Genomic DNA, 24,483 nt, shown 5'->3' on the forward strand with positions numbered 1-24,483 from the left:
CCGCTATGCTTCTTCCTGATGATGATTAATTGATTTTGAACATAGATACTGACAAGTTCAGTTCTTCTGCGAGTTGGGCCAAAGAATGTGCAGTTGATGCTGTTTCTTCGCTACTTGCAGCTGACTCTTCGGTTGCTGCATATATACTTTCAATGGAATACATGACTTCAGTCGATTGAGCAGCCTGCTCCTCACTTGCAGCCGCAATCTCAGATACTTTGCTTGCTGTGTCACTAACTATTGTGGTGATATGCCCCAAGGCTTCACCTGTTTTCTGTGAGGAAGTGACCCCTCCTTCTACAGCAATCACACTTTGCTGGGTATTACGTTGTATCTCATTAATAATATTTGTAATTTGCTTTGTTGCCTCACTGCTTCGTTCAGCTAACTTCCTCACTTCATTCGCTACAACGGCAAATCCTCTACCTTGGTCTCCTGCACGAGCCGCCTCAATTGCCGCGTTCAGTGCCAAGAGATTCGTCTGTTTGGCTATATCGTCAATCACTCCAATGATCTCGCTAATTTTATTAGAGTCCTCTTCTAATCGAGACATTTCTTCATTCACTTTAATCATCCCTTTAATAGAACTATCGACCACCTTAGCCCCTTCTAGTGCAATATTCATGGCTGAATCGGATAGTTCAGAGGCTTGCTCTGCACTTTGCGCAACGGAATTAATTGCTTGAGATAATTGACGAAATAATTCATTTACGGTTTGAACGGAGCTAGCTTGGCTCATACTCCCATTAGCCACCTCTTCCGTACTTGCAGAAATTTGTTGAGCAGCCGCAGAGACGCTATCTGCTGAGAGCAGAATCTCACCTACCGTGTGTCTTAAATTCAGAATCATTTCATTGACCGAATTAGCTAATACTCCGATCTCATCTTTGGTATCTATGTCCGAAGTTTCACTTAAGTCCCCTTTGGCTACTTTACTAAGCAGGTTCATCACCCGACGTAATGGCCGTGCTATAATCTGAGAGATTACATAACCCAACGTTACACTGATCAGAAGTGAAATAATAATAATGATGATTGTAATAATCCGAGAAGATACATATAGCTTATTGGCGTAGCCTATGGCCCCGTTAGCCTGCTTCATTTTGATATCGATTAGACCTTGCACGAGATCTGTCATTTCAGTTGTTGCTGTTTGTAACCCCCCTGTGAGTAGATAATTTGTATATTTCTCCGTACTTAGGTCACTGTTATTAACTTTAATAGCATCATCTACGCTTACTTTGTAACGTTGCCATGTTGAAGAATAGTTTTCCATCTTCTCCAGTTCATCTGGTCTCAAAGCAGTATTCGTATATTTTTTCATGATCTCTTCAATTTCATAGACATTGTCATGGATAAGATCCTTGTATTCATCCTTATCCTCCTGCGTCTTAGCCATTGTATTTATATCTCGAATATTCACTCTATTTTGGAGAAATAATTCATTCACTTCACCAAGATAAACAATCGGAGTTAATCGATCCTCATACATATCCACGATAGACTCATCCAGCTTGTTCAAATTGTTTATTCCAGAATAGCCGACAAAACACAATATCAAACTGACCAAAACAAACGCGGATATTAATTTTACAGCTGTTTTCAAGTTATATAACCACTTCATATGTATACCCCTTTATAATTGTTATTGTTACTTGCTTTCTAGTCCCCTTACGTAAAATACAAAACCAAGCTCGCTAGCAAATTGATCCTTATTCCCTACCCCTTCGCACGAAATGAATCTAAAGAACTAGGACTATCATAATCTATCGTTATATTTTGGTAACCGAAAAAGGTTGGCGTGACCCCGCAAAATGATTGCGCTCCTTTACAGTAGAACAACCAGAATCACCCGCTCTATTAGTAAAAATGGGATACCAACCACCCCCTCCCTATTTCGACGAAATGATAAGGAATACCAAATCAAGAATCAATTACATCATTGCGCAAATCGATTGAAATGCATCGGCGATGATGGCACTGTCCAAGCGAACCTGGTCCTTTCTTATAATTCAAAAAAAAGATCCCTAATCACGAAATGTGATGGGACCTTTATAAATGATATTAGCAACTCACGAATGATTCATATCCGAATTCATTAATATACCTAACTGTTTCGCCTTCAGAGCCGCTTCTATTCGCGACTTAACTTTTAACTTATAGAATAAATCGGTTAGCCTATACTCTAACGATCGTTGCCCCATATGTAGAGTCTCAGCAATTTCCTTGTTACTTTTCCCTTGAGCGATCTCCCTTAACATCTCATATTCCATGTTGCTAATCGTAGAGCCCAGCTCTTCATCGTTCGTCTCCGATCCTGAATGTGTCGTTCTTCTTAATTGCTTAACTAAGGAGAATGGAAGAATGACTTCTCCCCTGAGGGCGCAACGAACGGAAGTGACAAGCTGTTCTCTACTTGTGGTTTTGGGAATAAAGCCAAATATACCTGTCTCAATCATGACGTTAAAATGGTTATTAATTTCAAAGCCTGTATAGATTAATATGATGGCATCCGAATCCATTTGTAACACTTGCTTAGCCAACTCAATTCCATTGACATTGGGAATATGAAGATCGAATAACATAACGTCAAATGTCTGCGTGCCTACCATTCCAAGAACTTCCTCAGATGAATTTGCTAAATCTACTACCATATCTCCCTCTTGCTCCAGAATCATCTTCGTTCCCTCCATAACAGCTGGATGGTCGTCTACGATTAGTATGCGAATCATATTGCTTCACCTCCAAATGAATAATCCATTCCCGCCTTATGACTATATCAATGTCCGGGTAGAGATATAAAAACAGCTAACCCATTATTCTCAGATGAACGGAACTGGATGGTGCCATCCATGCTACAAACCCGTTCCTTCATACTATATATTCCCATACTCTTAAGCGAATCCTCAGTCAATGCTACATCCATACCAATCCCATTGTCTTGATATTCCATTCGAACGCCTTCACCCTCATCCGAAAGGGCAATACGAACCTTCGTTGCCGATGAATGTTTCGAAGCATTAGCCAAAAGCTCCTGTACAACACGATATAATCCGATAAGTATGTCGTCTTGTAATGTATGTGTTAAATGTTCCACTTCAAATTGAATGCTATAGTCGGCACGTAATTGAGTGAAATCAAACAATGCCTCAAGCGACGAAGTTAGTCCATCACTGATTAACATTGGTGGCCTTAGTTCATTACATGTTATTCTTAATTGATAAATGACATCTAGCAAACCTTCTGTAATCTGTCCTAGCTGCTCTCGCAGTGTTCCGGTAATTGATGGATCGGCCAAAAGTAAATCCAGCTTACGATACCAAATAATCTGCTCCTGAAGTGCAGAATCATGAAGATCCTGAGACAGCCGTTTTCTCTCATTCTCGGACAAATGGAACATAAACCGAAGAAACCAGGTTGGGCTAACTTGCCCTAAGGTTGCCTGCTCTAGCTCTTTAGTTAAGTCTTCAATCAACAAAAAATGATCGAAGAGAACACTGACATATCGAGTGATTGTCTTAAGCCATACTCGAATGGATGTAATATTGAGGATGCTCGGTTTTTCGTCAATACAAAGCAAATAACTTCTCGCTTTAGCATTACCGATCTTAAGCAAGTATCCTTTCTCCGTTTCAATTATTTCGCATAACTTGTCATGATTCTGATCAACTTGAATGATACTCACATTTGAAATTTGTAATAAATCACGTACTTCCTTCAATAAGCGCTGTTCCATTTGGCTAATTTTCATGACGCCGAACAGATCATGTGAGAACCGATCCAGGCTTGTTTGTAAGCGGAAATATCGTTCTTCACTTACACGAATGACTTGCTCCGTGCGCCTTCTTTCCTCTTCGGCCCTTTTCCGATCACTTATATTATGAAAGATCGAAATGGCTGCGAATCCCTCTTTATAAGGAATCGAATTAGCTGTCACTTCGACATCGATTATTTCACCATCTGATCGTATGACCTTTTGTTCAACAGGAGTGGAACATATCATTTGTTGCCTATATATTTCATCCATGCGTTCCTTTATCAACCACCAATAGTCAGGATGGGCCCAGCCCAATATGGACTTACCAATCAATTCTTGTGCGCTTGATACTCCAAACAATTCAAGACCTGCATGGTTTACATATATAAACTTATAATCACTATGAACAACTATCGCTTCAGGTGACATTCTAATAAGCAGACTATTTAACTCCACGCTTTCCAATAGAGCCTGTTCTACCTGTTTCTTCTCTGTAATATCTTCGAACATAAGCTGGATCGATGAAGAATGAGCGTCGTATATGGAGAGCATAGATACAATAATGACATGACCATCCGAATGGACGACTTGATATTCGGCAGGGAGTGAATATCCATTCAATAACGTGTGATCCATCGTCTCTTGTACATACTTTCGATAATCTGGATGAATCCAATCTAGCAACATGTAGGTTACACCCTTGTCCCCTTTAACCTCTACACCGAGCATCTTAGCTCCGGCTGGATTAATATAACTGATCTCACCGTCTTTATATACAGCAATCGCTACCGGAGATAATTCCACCAATCTTCGGTACCGTTCTTCACTCTCTTGAAGGGCTCTCTCCATCTTAAGACGTTCCGTAACATCCTTAATGATAATGATGATTGTCTTTGTTATCTCGTCATATATTCCGATTACTTCTGTTTCAATAAGCTGCCCATCGATACGAATGATCTTATATTCCGTAGATCCTAGATACTTCTTATCCATGAGTTGAAGCATCCTATTCGTACCCTCTACCCAATAATCGGAATGAATATAATCATACATCCAATCCCCATGAATATCATCGGCATGGTTCGCTCCAAGCATGTCTAGTCCAGCAGGATTCATGTAGGAAACTTTACTATCACGAATGAGAACCATCGGTTGAGGTGACAACTCTATTAGTCTTCGGTAACGTTCTTCACTTTCTCTAAGTTCATTCTCGATTCCGATTCTTTGGGTGATGTCTCTCGACACGATCACAATGTTCTTCATTTCTCCATCTTCGCCGAATACAGGTGTACCCATGGTTTCAAGATGAATAATATAGCCATTATCTTGAACAAAACGGAACCGTAACAATTCACTTCCTCTTGTATGAAACATAGTTAAGACTCGATCGATTAAATATTGCCTATCTTCCGGATGAATATGTTCCAATATCGTATTATCATTAATAATTTGTTCTATAGGCATCCCCATGATATTCACACAAGAAGGTGAAGCCATAATTAATTTGCCGCTGGAATCTAGAACAACCATCAAATCTTTCATATTGTCGGTAATTAACCGATATTCTGCTTCACAATTCGCTAATCTTTGCTCGGCTTCTCTTCGTAGAGTGACATCTTTGGCAATTGCAAATACGCCCACTATTCGGCCATTCACTTGAATGGGGATATTCTTCATTTCCCAATGAACAATACCTCCATCCTTATGACATGATGTTACTGTGTAATGTGAGGAGTCTCCTGCTATGGCCTTCTCTAAATAATCACTCATGAGCCCAGTATACTCAGAACCAAAGATATTCATGATGGAAAGACTGTCTTCGGTGACATTTAAACGTTCTCCTGTAATCTTCTCGGCAACCCGATTAATAGCTAAAATATTACCATGCAGATCTAATTCGCACACGACATCTGAGTTATATTCAAATAAAGACTTGTAACGTTGCTCATTTCTGTATAGATCTTCTTCCATAACCTTTCTTGAAGTAATATCAGATACAATACCATCAAGACGAACTACAGCTTGGCAACGATTTAGACTAGGTATCAACCTAACTTGTACCCATTTCATATCACCATTAGCATCGATAATCCGATATTCGCATACAGCAGAAATTCCTTGTCTTGCAGATGTAATGATGTGATCGATAACGTGACGGTCATCTGGATGTGCAATATCTGACCATAAATGAATTCCGCTTGCCTCCTCGATTGAATACCCGGTAATTTTTGCGATGGCATCTGAAATGAAAGATACTTTCTTTGAGGCAATATCAAATGACCAAATGGCCACATCAATGGTATCTAATATCTCCTGATATAAAGATAACGTGTTTTCTAACCGTTCCTGAGTAGCCTTCTTCTCTGTAATATCGAGAATAACTCCATCTATCCTATAGACTTGATTATCCTGGTCTAGAACAGGTATACCTATACTTTGCACCCATCTCAACTCATTTGATTCTAAAAGAATGCGATATTCAATGGAGCTGGTCTGACCAGAACATAGGATATCCATGTGTTCATTAAAGAGGTAAACATCCTCGCTATAAACCATTTCTTGCAAGAGATCAGGTCTGTTGTATATTTCCTCTTCAGAACGGTCCATCCATTTCTTGAATCCGTCCGACATGGTCAGAAGATTTCTCTTCTTATCGATAGACCACGTAGTTGTATCTCTCTTGCAGAATGAACTCATGTTGTTATCACTTCCGTCTTGGATATTTAATTCGTTTCCTATTCAAATAGAATAGACGACCTAAGTCGCCTATTTCCAGTATTATTTTCTTTCATAGTAAGGACGCCTCAGCTTATACGAGAAACATTGCCACAACAGTCGTTACAGCAAGCCCAATCAGTACTGGCTTTAAATTACGTCTAGCAAGCTCAAATGGGCTTACGCCACAGATGGCTGCTGCGGGAATTAGAGCCCATGGAATTAACGTACCCCCGCCGACCCATATCGCAGAGATCTGCCCAAGTGCCGTTAAGGTAGCTGCGCTTGATTGAGTAGCGACCGCGAATAGCTGTGCGATGGATCCCGCCAGAGAGATACCTGAGAACCCTGATCCATCCAGACCTGTAATCGCTCCCGTGACGGTTGAAGTCATGGCACCCACTGCGCCATTTAGGGGTACATTACCCGCAAGAGCAACACCCAGATCATTCACGATACCATGCGAAGCATCCGGTAACACTTTACCGAACAACTCCACGAATGCAGAGTCACCTAGATAGAAGAAGGCTGCGATCGGAATAACTGGACCGAATACTTTGAATCCAAAAACAAATCCATCAATAAGATAAGAAGTCACCTTCTCTAAACCTTGATCACGATGCGTGAGTAAAGTAATTACAATCAGAATGACTATTGCGGTGCCACCCACCAAGGCTGTTGCATCTCCTCCCTGCAAATTCAGCAGGAACATGGCTGCTACATCCCCTAGGAATAATAGTGGAATAATAATAGCTAACCATTGCTTTACTCTTGGATGGATCACGATCTTGTCATCATCATCTTTGTCATCAGTAGATAGCGCATTGACTCCGCTTTTCCCAGCTACAAGTCCATCTCTCCAATTGCCATTCTTCATATCTCTACGCATCATCCAGAAGGCTGTTATGGTCGTCACTAGTCCCATGACAATGACCAGAGGAACACTGGCTTCCATGACACTACTTACCGGAATGCCTGCAGCATCGGCTGTTAATTTCGGTGCACCTTGAATAATATAGTCACCCGATAGGGCAATTCCATGGCCGAATAAGTTCATCGCCATGGCCGCACCAAGAGCAGGCAGTCCAACACGGATGGCCACGGGTAGGAGCACCGCTCCGATCAAGGCTACTGCTGGCGATGGCCAGAAGAACCATGAAGTCACCATCATAATGATTCCAATTCCCCAAAAGGCTATTCCTGGTGTTCGCAGAAAACGGGTAAGGGGCGCCACCATGGTTTCATTAATCCCTGTACGAATGAGCACACGACTCATCGCCACGATAATCGATATAATCATAATTGTACCCATCAACTCTTTAGTGGCATAGATAAAAGAGTTGAACACACCTGATATGGAGCCGCTAAGACTTTCTGTGGCCAATAATCCAAGCACGAAAATTCCTACTACGCATATCATCGTCGTATCCCGCCGCTTGATTAAGAACCCCATAATGAACACAATAAAGGCTAGATATACATAGTGAATCGCTGTTAATTCAATGCCTATCACTAGCCACACACCCTTTCTCCTACTACCAAATGTGCTATATGGTATGCACGGGTATAGGCTAGTGTTCTTGAACCCACTCGCAAAGAAAAAGCCTTTTCCTTGTTTATATGGAAAAGGCTTTAAAATGGGCGTTGCTACATATGGTTTCCAAGCAATCCACGCGGGCGATAGTTCATGCCATTGGCATATAGATGAGAAACATCCCCAAGTGCAATACATCTAGGAACTGCGAAGTATTCACTTCGTTCCTCCATTAGAAGGGTTGTCACCGAGCTTGGAGCAATCCAGAAGGAAGACCAAGCCAACGATAAAGGAATCTGTAATAGATGAGCTAACCATGCGAGACCGAATCCACCGTGGCATACCATACCAATCTTTTTCGTTGAAGGCTCCATCATACGATATAGACCATTCTCTCGTTTATAATGCTGCCGAAGCATAAATTCATCGGAGGATGCCTGCAACTCGTTAAATTTAGTTCTATATTCATCTTGTTTTAACCAATGATCCGTTTTATCATCCCAAATTCTCTTTCCACTGGATATCTCAGAAATATGCTCTCCGGCATAGTCCCATATTGGACCCATTTGGTCCTCTATCATAGTACCCGTCCAATCCAGTTCACGAGTCCATGCTTCTGTCTGAATCGTAAGCCCTGTCTCTTTCGCAACATAACCTGCTGTGGTCTGAGCTCTACCGAGTGGTGAAGCATATAGTTCATCAAGTCCTATAGAAGCCATCCGTTTTCCCAATGCTGCTGCTTCCTGATGCCCGAACTCCGTCAAGTCATCTATAGCATAGTCAGGATCGGCATGGCGAATAAGAAATATCTGCATATATTCATTCCTCCAAGTTTATCATAATTGAATAAATCAGCGATAAGATCATGTCTAGTTACATCATAACACTTGTCACTTGTTACTCAAAAATGGATGAACTCGTCAGGAATAGTACGCCGATTATTTCATCAATTTGTTGATCTCATCCTTGATCGCGTCGGATTGTGGTCCGAATATGACTTGGACAGCGCCTTTTCCGAGTCTCATAACGCCTGAAGCACCAAGTTTCTTCAGACCAGCATCGTTAACAGCTTTCTCATCTTTAACGATGAGACGAAGACGTGTAATACAAGCATCAACTGAATTAATATTGCTAGGTCCACCTAGTTGAGCTAGAATCTTAACGGCTCTACTGTCGGAAGCACCAGCGATAGAAGTGTTAGTTACAACAGTATCTTCTTTCTCGATGTCTTCTTCACGGCCCGGTGTTTTGAGTTTGAAAACTTTGATTAGGAATCTGAACAAGATGTAGTACACTACAAAGAATACAATACCAATAGGGATCAACCAAAGCTGATTTGTCTCCAACTTCCAGTTCAGGAGATAGTCTATCAAACCTGCTGAGAAACTGAATCCGAGTTTAATATCAAGTGCGTACATAATCCAACCAGCAACACCCGTAAGAATCGCATGCACACCATAAAGCAATGGAGCAACAAACATAAAGGAGAATTCCAATGGTTCAGTAATACCAGTAAGAATTGAAGCAACAGCCGAACTGATAAAGATCGAAGCAACAATCTTACGTTGAGTAGGCTTCGCAGAATGAATGATAGCTAATGCCGCACCTGGAAGAGCGAACATCATGATCGGGAAGAAGCCCGACATAAACTGGCCTGCTGTTTTATCTCCTGCCAAGAAGCGGCCTACATCACCTTTGACTACATCGCCCGCAGCATTCGTATATTCTCCAATTTGGAACCAAGGGAAGTTGTTCAGTACATGATGTAGACCGAATGGTACTAACAAACGGTTACCGACACCGAACAAGAAAGCTCCTAATCCACCCAGACCAACAAGCCATTCACCTGTAGCGTCAAGCCCTTGTTGGATAGGCGCCCAAATTATACCGAACACGATACCCAAAATAAGAACAATAAGTGCTGTCGCCATAGGGACAAAACGTTTCCCGGCGAAGAAGCCAAGCCAATCTGGTAGTTTAATTTTATGGAACTTATTATAACAATAAGCTGCAATCATACCACACATAATACCGCCGAGTACTCCCATGTTTAATGCCTTACCTTCACCTAGGAATGTGAAGGATTTAGGGATTTGAATGAGAACTTGAAGCAATATCACATGTGCCAGCGCTGCTGATAACGCTGCAACAGCATCACCTGCTAGCCCAATAGCCACACCGATAGCGAATAAAAGCGCGATATTCCCCAGAATGGCACCCGCTCCTGCACTCAAGAACGGAGCAAAATATTGATTTAGAAAGGCTCCAAAACCGCCAAGATGTAAATCTTTTTCATAGTTAATTAATGCAAAACCTTGCAGGATACCTGCGGCTGGTAGTGTCGCCACTGGAAGCATTAGCGACTTACCGATTTTCTGTAGAAAAGCCAACATAATTATTACACTCCTTCGTTTCATATTAGTAAGACTCTATATAATCAATGAGTTGAAGCCACAGAAAAAACACACTACCCTTGCCTGTAGTTACCTAACGATAGGTTGTTCCGAATGATTGATATTTATTTGGTAAACCTATCATTCCTTTCATGTGCTATTTGTTTTGTTCTCTAACGTTTGAAATAAGCGGTGCAGATGCATGGCTAAGAAACAAAGTTCCTCTTCCGGGATGTCGATTTCTAGCGTGTTCTCCATCACTTTCCCCAGCTTCTGGGCTAATTTATATTCCGATTTATACTCTTTCTTAATATGTTTTACAAAAGGATTATCTATTAGTGATCCTTTCAGTATTCTCTCTAGTGAAAACCTCAGGTGAACCGTCAATCTAACGTGATTCATACTGCCTTGTTCAAAAATGATATCTCGTTCTTTACGGATCATATCAAGCAGTTCATTTACAATATTAGAGACTTTCACCACCTGTCCTACCGGAACATTGCTAACAGCCGAGTATACGTGATAGGTTAGAAATCCAATCTCGTCTTCAGGGATCTGGACTTTAAACTCAGCATTAATTTTATCAGCAGCTTTGGAAGCGATTTCAAATTCCTTCGGAAAGCTTATTTTGGTTTCTTCTAAAAAAGGATTCACAATATCCATTCCATTTCGTAATCGATAAATCGTAAATTGAATGTGGCTTGGTAGGGCCAGATATATTTTGTCATTTAATTTATAAGTAAACTCACTTTCTATATCTGAGATAATCTCATCGGTTATTCTCATAACCTCGGGATCAATATCCTCCAACAAAATCTGATACTGACGCCACTCTTCACGGTCCTCCAGACGAAATAATTTCTCAATTCGCGGATCGTCACCTTCAATTATGTCTGACGCTTTGCCTGCAAAACCAATGCCCTTGCCGATGATGACATACTCTCTTCTATTCGTAACTCCTTGAACCATCACAAAATTGCTTCCGATGACTCGCTGTATTTGATATTGCTTGATTTCACGCGCCAAATTTTTCCCTCCCGGTCATCATCATATTTGTAAAAAAAACAAAAGAGCCAAGAACGAGCTCATCTATTCTGAGTTCTATTCTTGGCTCATGCCCTTTACGGTAACACGCCACATATGAATAAATCATTTATGACAACATCATAAATCATAGCCTGTGACGCGTCAATGGCTTTTTTTAAGAAAGTCAAGTTCACTCTCCTACTGTACAAATTGGCGTTCAAGATTAGCTTATTTATAGGATTATTTATCCTAGCTCTATGTTATTCTGTTAAAGCCACGGTTAGAACACTATCCTTACCTGCAGTTACCTGACCATAGTGACAGTCCACATTCCAAGTGATTTCATCCTCACCCGTCGTCACAATAACTGGAATGATGGTGCTATAGCCCGCTGCGCGAATGATGTCTAGATCGAATTCTATCATCGTTTGCCCTGCCTTCACTGTGTCTCCAATTGCAATATGGCTAGTAAATCCTTCACCTTTTAATTTAACTGTATTGACACCAATGTGGAATAACATTTGCAATCCGGAAGCATGTTCTAGCATAACAGCGTGATTCGATTTGACTACATGAACCACCTTCCCATCAAAAGGAGCAATCAGTTTTCCATCTACAGGTTCAATAGCAATCCCCTTGCCCATATGCCCTCCTGCAAAAGTTTCATCTGGCACCTCTGTTAACGATACGGACTTGCCACTTACAGGGGACATAATCTCCATAGGTTGGTTAGTTTGTTTTTTTGATTTCCATTTTGAAAACATATTCTTCATTCCTCTCTGCTACTATTAGCTTTGTTCTCTAAAGGTTAAAATATACGGGCGGTGCAAATTCATGGCTAGGAAACATAAATCCTATAAAAAAACGAAAGAGCCAAGAATGAACTCAAATAAACGTAAGTTCAATTCCTGGCTCATGCCCTTTACGGTAACACGCCACCAACATATGAATAAATCATTTATGACATTATAAATCATAGTCTGTATCGCGTCAATGGATTTTTCAGTTAAAAAAGCAATAAACGTGGTCTTGTTAACTACGCCTATTGCAAATTTATTATCAATCGTTTACTTGTATAATACTTTGTCCACATTGTATTTCGCTTTGTATTCATTAATAATATACGTTTCATAAATTTCTCTATGAACAGGGTCCCCAATGAGGCAAACATCAATTCGAGTGACTTCATCTCTATTCATCTTGATGACGGATACCGTATCTTCGAAATGTTTCTTTATTCTTGGTCTAAGCTTTCTTGCTTTACCAACGAACAATAATTCATCGTTGTCGTTGTAAAACATAAAGATTCCACCCATATCTCGAGGAATCAGGTGAAAATCAGTAAAACCGTAAATGTTACTTAGCTCAGGATTAACCTGTTTAGTAATCGAAATATGTGGATCTGGAACCGTTATATTTATCATTATAGCTCACTTCCTCATTCTATATAGGTGTAAATACTATCACAAATCTTCATGTAAAACCATGAATTATCTAGCCAACCCCCTCAGTATCCCCAATGTTCGAGTCATACCGATCATCTGCGCATCATAATTTCCATTACTTTTCCGAAAAAATTATTCTTGAATAAACTTTCAGAAAACTAAATAATAAGAACTACATACAGAGGAAAGGTTGAACATTACAACATGAATGCTATACAAGGTGTCACTAGGGAACAAGCAATCAAGAAAGAACCGCTTCCCATCTCCATCCTCTCCCTTACCGTTGGCGCTTTTGCGATTGGAATGACTGAATTTGTCATTATGGGGCTGTTACCTAATGTAGCTGAGGACTTAGATGTCAGTATTTCCACAGCAGGACAACTCATTACAATGTACGCCCTAGGGGTAGCTATCGGTGCTCCAGTATTAACGATCCTCACCCAACGAATCCCACAAAAGATGTTATTATGTCTGCTTATGGTTCTATTTATTGTTGGTAATGGCATCTCGGTATTTGCACCAAGCTATGAAGTATTGATGATTGCTCGAATGATTACCGCGTTAACTCATGGAACGTTCTTTGGGGTTGGTGCAGTTATTGCTTCCAATCTGGTTGCACCCAACAAACGAGCCGGAGCTGTCTCTATTATGATGGCAGGCTTAACCATCGCCAATATTGTTGGCGTACCACTAGGCACATTCATCGGACAACACATGGGTTGGCGAGCATCATTTGGTGCCATTGCGATCATGGGTGTTATTGCACTTATCGGTATACTTATCTTTATTCCCAAATTGCGACAGGACAAGCCTGCTAGTGTTCTAAAACAAGTTAAAGCTCTTGCCCAACGCAAGCTACTGTTATTCTTGTTAATTGGTGCACTAGGCAACGCCAGCTTGTTCACGGTCTTCACGTATATTACACCTCTACTGGAAGATGTGACTGGATTCGCTGAGCATAGTGTAACATGGATTCTAGTCTTATTCGGCTGTGGTGTCACTATAGGTAATATCGTTGGTGGAAAGCTTGCAGACTGGAAGCTCCTGCCCTCTTTATTGGGACTCTATTTCGCTACATGCATCATCCTTACGATCCTCACTTTTACTATTCATAGTCCAATTGCTGCTGTAGCAACGATCTTCCTGTGGGGTGTTGCTTCTTTCGCGGTCATGCCAGGACTACAAGTACGAATTATGAGTCTAGCACAAGATGCACCTGCACTTGCGTCTACCTCCAATCACTCTGCCGGTAATTTAGGTAATGCATCTGGTGCTTTTATTGGAGGTTGGGTCATTTCGCATCTAGCCATCACATCTCTTCCTTGGGTTGGCGCAATACTTGTCGGACTTGGTCTAATTCTTGGTATAGCTTGTTACCTGGTCGAACGCAAACAAACCACGGTGTAAATCTACTTAAAGCATTTAACCACATACAGCCCCAGCTACGTTATTCGAAGCTAGGGCTGTTTTTTATTATAAAATTATTTATTTCAACTTAACGACTATCTTCCCTTTAACATGACGTTCTGATAACTGTACTAAAGCTTGAGGAACCTCTTCTAATGTGATGATTTCTTTTAGCATAGAGGTGATCTGGTTCTGTTCCATTAATGCTAACATAGCATCACCTATCACACTTAAATCTCTTTCAGCCTTTACGTCACCGGATTGATGAGCTGCTCCAAGAGCAATCTCGTGATAGGATATGGACTTCGTAAATAGCGGGACCTTCATAAAGTCTGGTGCGCCTGCAATAAACACGATATGTCCCATAAAAGCCAGCATGTCCAAAGAACTCGTCGCACTTGCTCTACTCACCGCATCAATAACTGCATCTACACCACGGCCATTCGTAATCTCCATAACCCTAGCCATCACGTCTTCCTCGCGATAATCAATCACGTAATCAGCACCAAGAGATCGTACATATTCATGATTAACCGGAGAAGCTGTCGTAATCACTGTTTTTCCCGCTTGTTTCGCTAGTTGAATACCAAATCCGCCTACGCCGCCTGCACCACCATGAATCAGAATCGTATTCACTTGGTCCAGCGGAATCTTCCGAAACAACGATTGGTAAGCTGTATACCCTGCTGTAGGAATGGCTGCGGCATCTTCAAATGAGATAGAATCCGGAATTCGGGACACAGTATGCGCTGTCGTTACAGCATATTCAGCATAACCGCCCTTCTTAGTGAGGTCTCCATGATATACAACCCGGTCTCCCAAGCTCAACTCTGTAACGCCCTCCCCTAATTCTGCTACAACACCTGCCACATCTAACCCCATAATATGAGGATAAGACCAATTAGGATTGCCCCCGGTAGCTGATTTATAATCCACGGGATTAAGACCTACCGCGTAGACCTCAACGAGAACCTCACCCTTTTGCGGTTTCGGTGTCTCCACTTCCCCTATCTTCATTTCCATCCATTTATTTTTGCCCAGTAACATTAATGCCTTCATCTATATCATCTCCTGATTAACCTTATTTACATTAGTGTTGCCTCGTAGGGTTTACCAGATTCATTTTAGCATAAAAAAAGAAACCGTCCTAAGCATCACTTCTGCTCTTAAACAGTTTCCCTCTTCTAGTATGATGTTATAATCTGCCTACGAATTATTGGATCGCAATATAAATTTTCACCTCAGCATGGGTAGGATCGAAATGTGCAGCATCATAAAGTTCAAAATCCCCAGTAAAGGTTCTTACCTCCTCTGACTCTTGGAAATATGTCCAAATGTCCCCCCATGCTTGTGCGACAACTTCATACACTCGACCCTTTTTAGTCGTAAATACGAGATACTTACTCGCTGGGGCAACCGCATGAGCATAGTTACAATCGGTAAGAACAGCGTCACTAGCCGTTTCATGTCCAATCAGAACCGTATACGCACCTGATGCGTCAGTCTCATAATCTGTGTATAAGGCATAGATAAATTGCTTGTTGGTCCCTTTCTCTAACGCCATATCACGCTGAAAATAGCTTTCCCAAAGCTTCGATAATCGCCCATTTGGACCCATTTCTTCGGCATTTGTCGTACGTACGCTAACACCTGTCAGTGTGATTTCTGGTTTTTGAACGGTATAGGTGTTCATGAAAATCCCTCTTTTCCTGTGATATACATTAAGTATACACGGGACAAGTGGACACCTATCTGTCTTAGTTAACATACCGCTCTATAATTTTTTGTGCGCGTCGTACGACTTCCTCCGCCACACTCACTGGCTCCTCCACTTTCACATGCTGCCCATAACTTAAGAGCATCCCATATAACCATTCATCTTCCGTGAAATCTGCCTTCAGTCGCATGTTGCCATCCTCCAACACGGTAACCGACTCAGGATCGAATGAATCTGCGACTCGATGACGAACCTCGCGTTGAAAGGTTAGAATGATCTCGCGCTTGATCTCCTTAGACCACTCGATGTCCCATTCGTAACGATCTAAGGATGGTTTCTCACGGTGTTCAGCCTGTTCCATCAACGTCTGTAACTCCATGACACGAGATAACCGAAACACCCTCCAATCCTGTCGTAACGTGCAGTAGGCATGAAGATACCATACATATCCTTTAAGGATCAAAGATGATGGCTCAATGACTCGTTCACTTTCTGTGCCATTCATGTTCATATATTCAATTCTCACCTTACGTGTTTCAGCTATCGCCTGCCTTAATCTATTCACTTTATCTCGTGCGGAAGAACTCTGTCCCCAAGGGTTGAAATCAAAGATAATTCCCGTCTTAGATTGATCCACGAGGTTGGTGTCTGCTTTATTAAGTAGTCCCTTCACCTTCTCAAGCAGGGTGGAGAACATACCGTCATCCACTACTGTGTTGATCCCTTTGACTACGGATACCATCGTATTAATTTCGTTAAGCGTCAGAAATTGGCGACCAATCGTGTATTGCTCCATAATCTCAAATCCCCCTGAGGTTCCTTGGTATGCCACAATAGGAATACCCGATTGTCCTAATGTCTCCATATCTCTGTAAATCGTCTTGGTTGAAACCTCAAAACGATCAGCTAACTCCTTGGCACTCACTCGTTCACGATTGAGTAGCAGCAGCGTCATCGCTAACAAGCGATCAATTTTCATAGTTTCTCCCCTAGCTATATATGTAGTGGCTTTATTTCCATTATAACGGTTTTCACGAATGAAAAAGGATATGGCGACTCATCCTGAACGTGTTGGTAATAATCAAAAAAACTCCTATATAGGAGTTTTCTGATAAGCCATGTTAATGTGTGAGTGCTACTGTAAAACTTAGAACCGTCCCCCGGCAGCGAAGCCCTTTGGAGAGATACGTTCAATTTCTTCGAAATCCGCTGGAGTAAGTTGAACCTGCAGAGCGCCAAGATTCTCCTTCACCCGGTCTATTCGCGTTGTACCAGGGATGGGCACAATAAAGTCTCCTTGGGCGAGCAGCCATGCCAATGCAAGTTGAGCAGATGTACACATTTTTTTTGAAGCCATCTCTTCAATCAGCGCTGCGACTTCCACATTTTTAATGAAGTTATCGCCTTGGAACCGTTCATAATTTCGTCTATAATCATCCTCTGCCAAATCCTCGAACTTTTTAATTTGTCCTGTCAGGAATCCCCGTCCCAGCGGACTATAAGGTACAAAACCAATTCCCAATTCTTTGAGAACCGGAAGTACTTCATCTTCCACTTCTCTGCTCCACAAAGAATACTCTGTTTCCACTGCCGTAATGGGATGAACGGCGTGGGCACGACGGATGATATCAGCAGGTGCTTCGGATAGACCGATAAAACGAATTTTCCCCTCTTTGACTAAGTCGGCCATCGTTCCAATGGTTTCTTCAATAGGGGTATTCGGATCGTAACGGTGTTGATAATAAAGGTCAATGTAATCCAATCCGAGATGGTACAGACTAGCATCTACGGATTTTTTGATATACGCCCGATCACCTTTAGGCCCCTGGGTATGCGTTACACCAAATTTCGTGGCAATCACCGCTTTATCCCGTCTAGACTTAAGCGCTCGCCCTACCAACTTCTCGTTTTCTCCAAACCGCGCTTGCGCAAATTCACCATAAATATCCGCTGTATCAAACATCGTGACGCCGATATCCAGCGCCTCATGAATGACGCGAACAGATTCCTCGTTATTTGGCATCAACATAGTTCCAAGTCCTAGTGCTGAAACTTCTAATCCCTCACGTCCAAGGTTTCTTTTAGTTATGTCTTCGGATCTCATTTAATTTTCCTCCTAGAAATAATATTGATGGAACACGACCGGTAAGTTTCTCTGTTGCTTATCCCCTCCATTAGAATATTTATTCTACTTCACTATAGGAATTAAATATAAAAAAGTCAATAAAATCAGAAAATATATTCTAAATTTATATTTTTTGTACGTTAAATAGCTATTATTAAAAAAAAGTCGCTATTAATATGGAATATTTATTCCTTAAATTGACACAGTATTAATCAAATTGTATAATTAATTAGAATAATTATTCCATGACGAGGTGCGAAATGAGTAAACGTGAAGACATTTTGGTTGCAACCCTTGATTTAATTACCGAAGAGGGCTTGCAGTCCGTTACCTTTTCAAAAATTTTTAAGAGGGCAAATGTGGGTTCTAGCACCTTTTATAATTATTATAAAAGCAAAGAGGAATTGGTTAGTGAGCTCTTTATGAATGCTCGTACTCATATGGGAGAAGCAGTTATGATGGGGAATGATCCCAGTCTGACTGTCTATGAAAGAATAAAAGGTATGCTAAAAAGCACGATGGACTATGCACTCAGCTACCCCAAGGAGCTTTCGTTTATTGAGAATTATTGCGAGTCACCCTATATCTCCGAAGAATTGAGGAATAAGCTAGATCCCTCGGCCATTGAAATTTTTTCAATTATTGAACAGGGACAAAAAGAGGGCGTTATTCGGGAAATGGACATCATATTATGTTGCCAACTCTTCACTGGAATGATCAATTCTGTCATAAAAGGTTATTTGGCAGGTAAATATTCTTTAGACGAATATCAGATTCAGCAGACTCTTGAAGCTTGCTGGAAAGCCATTAAGGTTTAGTGAAAGAGCTTGTGTCCCCTATTATGCGGAAATTCCAGACCAAGTGGTTCAGCGCCAGATTTTCCTACTGAAAATCACCAGTTGCTTGTCAAGAAAACTGATGCACACAAAAAACAGGTCAAGATGGTTTATCCATGACCTGTTTTTTGTGTGCAATCAGACTTCAATAGACCTAACTTCTTCTACAAAAAAACAAATGGGGTGCCCCCAGCCATTTTCATGACTTATGGGACAGCCCCTTATAGAATTTAGATTCATCCATCCGAAGCCTATTCGTCGGTTTTATCAAAGTTCTTTAATAGCTTTTCATGAATACTTATAAACTGTTGTACTTCTTCTTCACTAAGCACCTTGAACAATTCAATTCGAAGTTCTTTGCCCTTGTTATGGGCTTCCCTCTGAACCTCTAAACCCTTGTCTGTAATTGAAAGGAATACATTCCGCCGGTCATCCTCACTATATTTACGCTCCGCAAGACCTAGCTTAATTAAGCGATTCGCAATATTAGTCATTGCACCAGGGCTATATCCTAGTTTCTTTGCTAACACGGTATGTTTTTGAATCCCTTTATATTTCAATTCAGTCAAGACAAGAATAGGTGAAATCCCTATATTATGTTCAAAGGAATTCATCCATTGAAGAATCACTTCATTTGTGAATAATTCCACCGTGTGTATCAATTTAAAAATATCGGTTTGCTCCAAAATGGTCTCCTTTTTATCGACGGAAAGATTATACTATCTAAGTTTGATGGAACCGCCATCAACCATAATTGTCTGTCCTGTGATATAGTCTGAATCCTCACTAGCTAAGAAGACTGCTACCCGACCGATATCATCTTCAAGTTCTCCAAGGCGTCCTAGTGGAATTTTGGACAACATAGCTTGGTAATATTCAGGTTCTGCCTTCGCCCACTGCTGTACCCCAGGAGAATTCGCAATAGGTGAAATGATGTTGACATTAATCCCAAATGGGCCGAATTCATTCGCCGCAACACGTGTAATCCCACGGATTGCTTCCTTCGCTGCCGCATAAGCACCCTGAGTAGCATCTCCATTTATTCCTGCACCAGAGGCAAAGTTAATAATTTTCCCCTTGGACTCTTTCAAGTAAGGTAACGCTGCTTGCATAAGATAGAGGGTTGGATAGAACCCTGTATTAAATGACAAGTCAAAATCTGCTTGTGTAAGTTGTTCCAATGGTGCTCTGTTTGACGCATGAGCGTTGTTAACTAATATATCTAACTTACCGAACTTTTCGATTACTTTAGTCACAATGGATTGAAGTTTATCGTGCTCTGCAAGGTTTGCTTGAATGAACAAGGAATCTGGTTGAATCTCCTGTAGCTCTTTAACAGTCTGTTGACCTACTTCTTCATTGAGATCGACAATAACCACTTTTGCTCCTTCTTTTACAAAGCTCATAGCCATTCCTTTACCTATACCTGAAGCTCCACCTGTTATAAGTGCAATTTTTCCTTCTAATCGATTCATTCTTAAAAACCTCCTTTTTTTGTAATCATTATTTTAACATTAAACTATTTAATAGTAAAATACCTAGCTTTTTAATATCAAAATATAACGTATCTATTATAATACCACAAAAGAAAAAACTCCAACCATACAATATCCGTTCGATTCTTCGCTTATTATTTCAAATTAGAGTGCTTTAATGCATATAAATTGGCCTTAAATCTCGCTTAAAGGGATGTTGTTTGTTGTTTTTTATTTACCGTTTACAATTACATTATTATTTAAGAGACTGTTATCTCAAAAAAAAAACCGCTGCAGCACGCTGCAACGGCAAATATAACTTAAATTATTGTAGACTTTTAATCGTAACCGGGCCTTCTTTCATGAGGTAGGTTACAATTTCAACCTCTTCCGATTGTTGCCCCTCGCCCTGTAGAACGGCTTGATACTTGATAAAAGGATGCCTGATCCCCATTCTTCATTTCATCATACATTCCGTTATCCTGAATCTGTGAAAATTCTATACCTTCGATACCTGTTGCAGATGGTTCATTATGGTCATACTGAATCGTTAGTAATCTTCGTCTATAGTCATCGTCATCTTTCGGATAGCTAAAATTCAGCTTAAGTGTCAAAAATGCCCCGCTCGCCTTAAATGATCCTGGGAGTAGTTGTGGAAATTTCGGTGTAAATCCAATAATCTTCTTCGCGTGCTGTATATCCCCTGTATCGTAAATATTCGCAATCATCATATGGTCATTATTCACATAACGATCTAGTAACCGCTGATTAGGATACCTCATAGAAGCAATCACATCTTGTAATGCCATATCATTTATATTTCCGGTATAGTACTCGTTGATCTGATACCTTATCCCTTTGTCCAGCCAAAGATAATAATAGCGGTCCTTGTTCCACTTGGAAGTAAGGGTTAGCTTAAGCACATCATGACCATTCAGACGAAGTGATTCTTTCTCGATATGGAAGTTGGCAGGGTCCTCTGTTCTACCTAGGTTTTCCCATACCCTACAAACAAGGAAAAACCAATCATCGGTCTCCCGAGATTGGTTCACACTGATCCTTGAGTCACATTGATCCTTGAATAACTTCGTTACTGTACTTCCTTGCATTCATTCATAAGCTTGTCAATGATTTGTTGAACGGTTCTAATCTCTTTGATCTCATGCACCCTCGAACCAGCAAAAACCAACCCGTTCTGAACGTCTCCTGCAAGGGATTTATTTAGACTATCCATTGTGCAAAACCGAAACGAGCACACTTTCAGGCACTTATGGCATTTCTCTATGCGTAGTTTCGTATTCTCATTACTTATCAGATCTGTTAATCGATTCTTTATCGCTCTTCCATGTAATCCCACCGTCGTCTTAACCAATATCGTATCACCCTGCTGTGCATCCACATACATCTGTTTGAAAGCTAGTGGAGCATCACATTCATGGCTAGCCACAAACCGCGTTCCAATCTGAACACCAGATGCGCCTAGTTGCATAGCCTTAGCGATATCCCCACCTGTCATAATGCCTCCAGCTGCAATAACCGGAATTTTGACGGCTTCCACAACTTCTGGAAGGATATCAAATAACGCCCGGTCTGTACCCAAATGGCCTCCCGCTTCATGCCCTTCCACAACCACAGCAGAAGCACCTAATCTCTCAGATAGTCTTGCTACTTTTGCAGATGAAACGATAGAAATGACAGGCGTATTATGCGCTTTACCCCATGCATACATATCTCTTGAAATACCGGCACCAGATATGATGAAATCCACTTTTTCTTCCAAGGCAGCTTGCATTTTTTCCGCGAAATCCTTTACAGCAAATAAGACATTAACTCCGATATATCCCATTCTTTCCTTGGATTCTTCCCGCGCCTTGCGAATATGTAATCTTAATTCTTCTATAGATATGCCTGTTCCTGAAATGGTTCCAATCCCACCTGCATTAGCTACAGCAGCCGCCAGACCACTTAGGGAGATTCCGACTCCCATACCCCCCTGCATAATGGGTACTCTTGATTTAATATGGCCAAATTGTAATATCGGAAGCTCCAATATGAACACCTCTTTCATGATATGTAAACCGGTTCTTGAGATATTTCAATTTTTGTATTACATTTTACAGTACTATATCTGGAAATATGATCATATGATTCAACTCACAGTCTGACGATAGGGTATGGCATGTGATTGTACAATTCCACTTAAATCATATCCTAATCAAAAAAACCTAACTTTAAAAAAAGTTAGATAAATTATGGTATATTTAGTGTTAACCTTCATTTGAACGACAAAGGAGCAATTTCTTGAAGAAATTACGATTACCTGTACTTATTTTACTCATGAGCCTGCTCTACATTTTTCTGATTCCATCTGATCCTCATATCGTCAAAATTCTATTCAAACTCATTCCGATGTGGCTCATTATCGCGTATGCATACGCTCGAATGCCCACCCCTAGAAGGCGTTATCATTGGTTACTGTTAACCGGATTATTCTTTTGTATGATCGGTGATGGTATACTACGTTGGTTTGTCATTGGATTATCTGCATTTCTCATCGGACACCTGTTTTATATGATAGGCTTTCTCAGTAATTGGCGCTTCTCGAAGCTTCGATTCATCTCGATTGTCCCACTTGCCATATATGCCTCAATCATGGGTTGGGAGATTGTTCATGCATTGATACTAGACCATAATGAATCCTTAATCGTGCCTGTTCTTCTCTATATTAGCGTGATTTCATTGATGACATGGTCTGCTATTATGACCGGTCACACATGGGCGATCATCGGAAGTGTATTATTTACGATCTCCGATTCTATTTTATCGTGGAACCTCTTTGTGTCTCCTGTTGCCCACTCCGGTGTGCTCATTATGACAACCTATTATGCCGCTCAATTCTTTATGGCCTACAGTATTCGATCATTTGCAGACCATAAGAATAAAGAGACAGTCATAACTGAAGAGGTGGTCGTGTCCTAAGCATTACGGTTACGGTTACGGTTGCGGTTGCGGTTGCGGGTCACCAATTATTAATGGCATGCTCGGTGAACGCAACCATATCTTTAACTTCAATAACCCTGCCATCATCCAGAATCGCTTGCCCTGTAAACGTCCCAAACACCTGATGACACTTATTATCTACGAACAATATTTTGGTTTGGGTAATCTGATCGTAGATCGGAGTAAATTCCATTTCAAATCTTCCATCATCGCTACTAAATGTCTTCTTCGACATATAGCCACCCGCTGACAAGTCAAAGTACACATGCCCAATCTTATGAGCCGTACCCTCGTAGAACAACATGTTCTCTGTTGCTGATGAGGTGTTCCCGAAACCATGACCAATATTAAACCCGAATCGTTTGCCATCCACGTAAGTGCTACCATTTCCCCAATACCAATTCTGTGAAAAGGGCCATACTCCCCTGCCCCAATCAATCAGACCAAAAGAACTATCCGGTTCAAAGCGATATTCCTGATCTCCAACCCTGGCCACGCCACTTGCTGGCATGCAGTTTATTTTATGATTGTAATAGAAATAAGCAGGATCTTCGTCAAAGGGTGTAGCTATTACCAGTGATGTTAAGTCCGGTTGGGACAATTGGATATCAAGATCTATGGTAGGAGAATTCTTTCCCGAAGCTTTACATATTAGTCTGCGTCCGCCCTCCCACACCTGAAACTGCATAAACATATTTTTATCCTTATACGTCAAATCTCCTTGTTCAGCTGATGCAGGCATATGTAAACGATTGAAGGGCAGAGCCAATATCTTTGAAATTTCATAATGTTTACCTGTCGCGAATTCAAACAACTTAACTGATATATTACCCGCGTAAGATACGTGTCCGATCGTCATCTGCAAGCAATAGTCGTCGTTCGAGACCTGATAGAAGTCCCACTCTTTAATCCGCCAGGGCGGCGCGTTAATATGTTTCCGGTTATACGTTAACTGGGCTTGCGTAGAATATCCCCTCTGTAGAAGAGAGCCATCACTTCCGAGTAGTGGGCCATTAGATTGAATATGATTCTGCATTACTACACCTCCATATG

21 protein-coding genes are annotated in these 24,483 nt (G+C 41.0%); 3 read left to right on the plus strand and 18 right to left on the minus strand.

Annotated elements, in window-relative coordinates:
• Positions 1–25 precede the first annotated feature (25 nt).
• The 9 genes from AC1D69_RS12370 to AC1D69_RS12410 all read right to left on the minus strand — a co-directional run bounded on the left by AC1D69_RS12370 (position 26) and on the right by AC1D69_RS12410 (position 12,849).
• On the minus strand, positions 26–1,624 hold the full coding sequence (locus tag AC1D69_RS12370) for a methyl-accepting chemotaxis protein (RefSeq protein WP_495456466.1): 1,599 nt from the start codon (positions 1,622–1,624) through the stop codon (positions 26–28).
• A 448-nt stretch (positions 1,625–2,072) separates the two neighbouring features.
• Entirely contained in the window at positions 2,073–2,732 is a 660-nt protein-coding gene (locus AC1D69_RS12375) for a response regulator transcription factor (RefSeq protein WP_495456467.1), read from the minus strand.
• A gap of 47 nt (positions 2,733–2,779) precedes the next feature.
• Positions 2,780–6,454 carry a PAS domain S-box protein gene (locus AC1D69_RS12380; protein WP_495456468.1) on the minus strand — a complete coding sequence of 1,225 codons (3,675 nt, stop codon included), beginning with the start codon at positions 6,452–6,454 and terminating at the stop codon, positions 2,780–2,782.
• Between the two features lie 112 nt (positions 6,455–6,566).
• The gene (locus tag AC1D69_RS12385; protein WP_495456647.1) at positions 6,567–7,982 is read right to left on the minus strand and encodes a hypothetical protein; all 1,416 of its coding nucleotides are present in this window, start codon (positions 7,980–7,982) and stop codon (positions 6,567–6,569) included.
• A 137-nt stretch (positions 7,983–8,119) separates the two neighbouring features.
• Positions 8,120–8,821 carry a histidine phosphatase family protein gene (locus tag AC1D69_RS12390; RefSeq protein WP_495456469.1) on the minus strand — a complete coding sequence of 234 codons (702 nt, stop codon included), beginning with the start codon at positions 8,819–8,821 and terminating at the stop codon, positions 8,120–8,122.
• A 123-nt stretch (positions 8,822–8,944) separates the two neighbouring features.
• Complete coding sequence (locus AC1D69_RS12395) at positions 8,945–10,399, minus strand: PTS transporter subunit EIIC (RefSeq protein ID WP_495456470.1); 1,455 nt, start codon at positions 10,397–10,399, stop codon at positions 8,945–8,947.
• Between the two features lie 150 nt (positions 10,400–10,549).
• The gene (locus tag AC1D69_RS12400) at positions 10,550–11,425 is read right to left on the minus strand and encodes a PRD domain-containing protein (RefSeq protein ID WP_495456471.1); all 876 of its coding nucleotides are present in this window, start codon (positions 11,423–11,425) and stop codon (positions 10,550–10,552) included.
• Positions 11,426–11,685: 260 nt separating this feature from the next.
• On the minus strand, positions 11,686–12,189 hold the full coding sequence (locus AC1D69_RS12405) for a PTS sugar transporter subunit IIA (RefSeq protein ID WP_495456472.1): 504 nt from the start codon (positions 12,187–12,189) through the stop codon (positions 11,686–11,688).
• Positions 12,190–12,492: 303 nt separating this feature from the next.
• Positions 12,493–12,849: a nucleotide excision repair endonuclease gene (locus AC1D69_RS12410; protein ID WP_495456473.1), complete on the minus strand. Its 357-nt coding sequence runs from the start codon at positions 12,847–12,849 to the stop codon at positions 12,493–12,495.
• A gap of 225 nt (positions 12,850–13,074) precedes the next feature.
• Here AC1D69_RS12410 and AC1D69_RS12415 point away from each other — a divergent pair, with 225 nt between their 5' ends.
• The gene (locus AC1D69_RS12415; protein ID WP_495456474.1) at positions 13,075–14,277 is read left to right on the plus strand and encodes an MFS transporter; all 1,203 of its coding nucleotides are present in this window, start codon (positions 13,075–13,077) and stop codon (positions 14,275–14,277) included.
• Positions 14,278–14,355: 78 nt separating this feature from the next.
• On the opposite strand, the gene AC1D69_RS12420 is transcribed toward AC1D69_RS12415, so the two are convergent.
• The 4 genes from AC1D69_RS12420 to AC1D69_RS12435 form a co-directional block, all read right to left on the minus strand.
• Positions 14,356–15,336, minus strand: coding sequence for a zinc-binding dehydrogenase (locus tag AC1D69_RS12420; RefSeq protein WP_495456475.1), 981 nt, complete (start codon positions 15,334–15,336; stop codon positions 14,356–14,358).
• A 154-nt stretch (positions 15,337–15,490) separates the two neighbouring features.
• Positions 15,491–15,970: a GyrI-like domain-containing protein gene (locus AC1D69_RS12425; RefSeq protein WP_495456476.1), complete on the minus strand. Its 480-nt coding sequence runs from the start codon at positions 15,968–15,970 to the stop codon at positions 15,491–15,493.
• Positions 15,971–16,034: 64 nt separating this feature from the next.
• Entirely contained in the window at positions 16,035–16,973 is a 939-nt protein-coding gene (locus AC1D69_RS12430) for a helix-turn-helix transcriptional regulator (RefSeq protein ID WP_495456477.1), read from the minus strand.
• A 168-nt stretch (positions 16,974–17,141) separates the two neighbouring features.
• Positions 17,142–18,083, minus strand: a complete 942-nt coding sequence (locus AC1D69_RS12435; protein ID WP_495456648.1) for an aldo/keto reductase — start codon at positions 18,081–18,083, stop codon at positions 17,142–17,144.
• Positions 18,084–18,379: 296 nt separating this feature from the next.
• Here AC1D69_RS12435 and AC1D69_RS12440 point away from each other — a divergent pair, with 296 nt between their 5' ends.
• Positions 18,380–18,937: a TetR/AcrR family transcriptional regulator gene (locus AC1D69_RS12440; protein WP_495456478.1), complete on the plus strand. Its 558-nt coding sequence runs from the start codon at positions 18,380–18,382 to the stop codon at positions 18,935–18,937.
• Between the two features lie 269 nt (positions 18,938–19,206).
• On the opposite strand, the gene AC1D69_RS12445 is transcribed toward AC1D69_RS12440, so the two are convergent.
• The 4 genes from AC1D69_RS12445 to AC1D69_RS12460 all read right to left on the minus strand — a co-directional run bounded on the left by AC1D69_RS12445 (position 19,207) and on the right by AC1D69_RS12460 (position 22,498).
• Positions 19,207–19,641 carry a MarR family winged helix-turn-helix transcriptional regulator gene (locus AC1D69_RS12445; protein WP_495456479.1) on the minus strand — a complete coding sequence of 145 codons (435 nt, stop codon included), beginning with the start codon at positions 19,639–19,641 and terminating at the stop codon, positions 19,207–19,209.
• 33 nt (positions 19,642–19,674) lie between these two features.
• The gene (locus AC1D69_RS12450; protein WP_495456480.1) at positions 19,675–20,430 is read right to left on the minus strand and encodes an SDR family NAD(P)-dependent oxidoreductase; all 756 of its coding nucleotides are present in this window, start codon (positions 20,428–20,430) and stop codon (positions 19,675–19,677) included.
• A gap of 380 nt (positions 20,431–20,810) precedes the next feature.
• Entirely contained in the window at positions 20,811–21,482 is a 672-nt protein-coding gene (locus tag AC1D69_RS12455) for a hypothetical protein (RefSeq protein WP_495456481.1), read from the minus strand.
• A gap of 38 nt (positions 21,483–21,520) precedes the next feature.
• Positions 21,521–22,498 (minus strand): NAD(P)H-dependent flavin oxidoreductase, encoded by a 978-nt coding sequence (locus AC1D69_RS12460; protein WP_495456482.1) that lies wholly within the window; start codon positions 22,496–22,498, stop codon positions 21,521–21,523.
• 233 nt (positions 22,499–22,731) lie between these two features.
• Between AC1D69_RS12460 and AC1D69_RS12465 the strand changes: the two genes are divergently transcribed.
• The gene (locus tag AC1D69_RS12465) at positions 22,732–23,409 is read left to right on the plus strand and encodes a lysoplasmalogenase (protein ID WP_495456483.1); all 678 of its coding nucleotides are present in this window, start codon (positions 22,732–22,734) and stop codon (positions 23,407–23,409) included.
• Positions 23,410–23,449: 40 nt separating this feature from the next.
• Here AC1D69_RS12465 and AC1D69_RS12470 read toward each other — a convergent pair whose 3' ends face one another.
• Positions 23,450–24,466: a DUF2804 domain-containing protein gene (locus AC1D69_RS12470; RefSeq protein WP_495456484.1), complete on the minus strand. Its 1,017-nt coding sequence runs from the start codon at positions 24,464–24,466 to the stop codon at positions 23,450–23,452.
• Positions 24,467–24,483: the final 17 nt, after the last annotated feature.

The sequence above is a fragment of the Paenibacillus sp. Y301 genome, from assembly GCF_059445505.1.

What these genes read in the sequence shown, in the direction of transcription:
- AC1D69_RS12370 (WP_495456466.1), bottom strand. Translation starts at nt 1,624, where the DNA reads ATGAAGTGGTTATATAACTTGAAAACAGCTGTAAAATTAATATCCGCG.
- AC1D69_RS12375 (WP_495456467.1), bottom strand. Translation starts at nt 2,732, where the DNA reads ATGATTCGCATACTAATCGTAGACGACCATCCAGCTGTTATGGAGGGA.
- AC1D69_RS12380 (WP_495456468.1), bottom strand. Translation starts at nt 6,454, where the DNA reads ATGAGTTCATTCTGCAAGAGAGATACAACTACGTGGTCTATCGATAAG.
- AC1D69_RS12390 (WP_495456469.1), bottom strand. Translation starts at nt 8,821, where the DNA reads ATGCAGATATTTCTTATTCGCCATGCCGATCCTGACTATGCTATAGAT.
- AC1D69_RS12395 (WP_495456470.1), bottom strand. Translation starts at nt 10,399, where the DNA reads ATGTTGGCTTTTCTACAGAAAATCGGTAAGTCGCTAATGCTTCCAGTG.
- AC1D69_RS12405 (WP_495456472.1), bottom strand. Translation starts at nt 12,189, where the DNA reads ATGTTTTCAAAATGGAAATCAAAAAAACAAACTAACCAACCTATGGAG.
- AC1D69_RS12410 (WP_495456473.1), bottom strand. Translation starts at nt 12,849, where the DNA reads ATGATAAATATAACGGTTCCAGATCCACATATTTCGATTACTAAACAG.
- AC1D69_RS12415 (WP_495456474.1), top strand. Translation starts at nt 13,075, where the DNA reads ATGAATGCTATACAAGGTGTCACTAGGGAACAAGCAATCAAGAAAGAA.
- AC1D69_RS12420 (WP_495456475.1), bottom strand. Translation starts at nt 15,336, where the DNA reads ATGAAGGCATTAATGTTACTGGGCAAAAATAAATGGATGGAAATGAAG.
- AC1D69_RS12425 (WP_495456476.1), bottom strand. Translation starts at nt 15,970, where the DNA reads ATGAACACCTATACCGTTCAAAAACCAGAAATCACACTGACAGGTGTT.
- AC1D69_RS12430 (WP_495456477.1), bottom strand. Translation starts at nt 16,973, where the DNA reads ATGAAAATTGATCGCTTGTTAGCGATGACGCTGCTGCTACTCAATCGT.
- AC1D69_RS12440 (WP_495456478.1), top strand. Translation starts at nt 18,380, where the DNA reads ATGAGTAAACGTGAAGACATTTTGGTTGCAACCCTTGATTTAATTACC.
- AC1D69_RS12450 (WP_495456480.1), bottom strand. Translation starts at nt 20,430, where the DNA reads ATGAATCGATTAGAAGGAAAAATTGCACTTATAACAGGTGGAGCTTCA.
- AC1D69_RS12460 (WP_495456482.1), bottom strand. Translation starts at nt 22,498, where the DNA reads ATGAAAGAGGTGTTCATATTGGAGCTTCCGATATTACAATTTGGCCAT.
- AC1D69_RS12470 (WP_495456484.1), bottom strand. Translation starts at nt 24,466, where the DNA reads ATGCAGAATCATATTCAATCTAATGGCCCACTACTCGGAAGTGATGGC.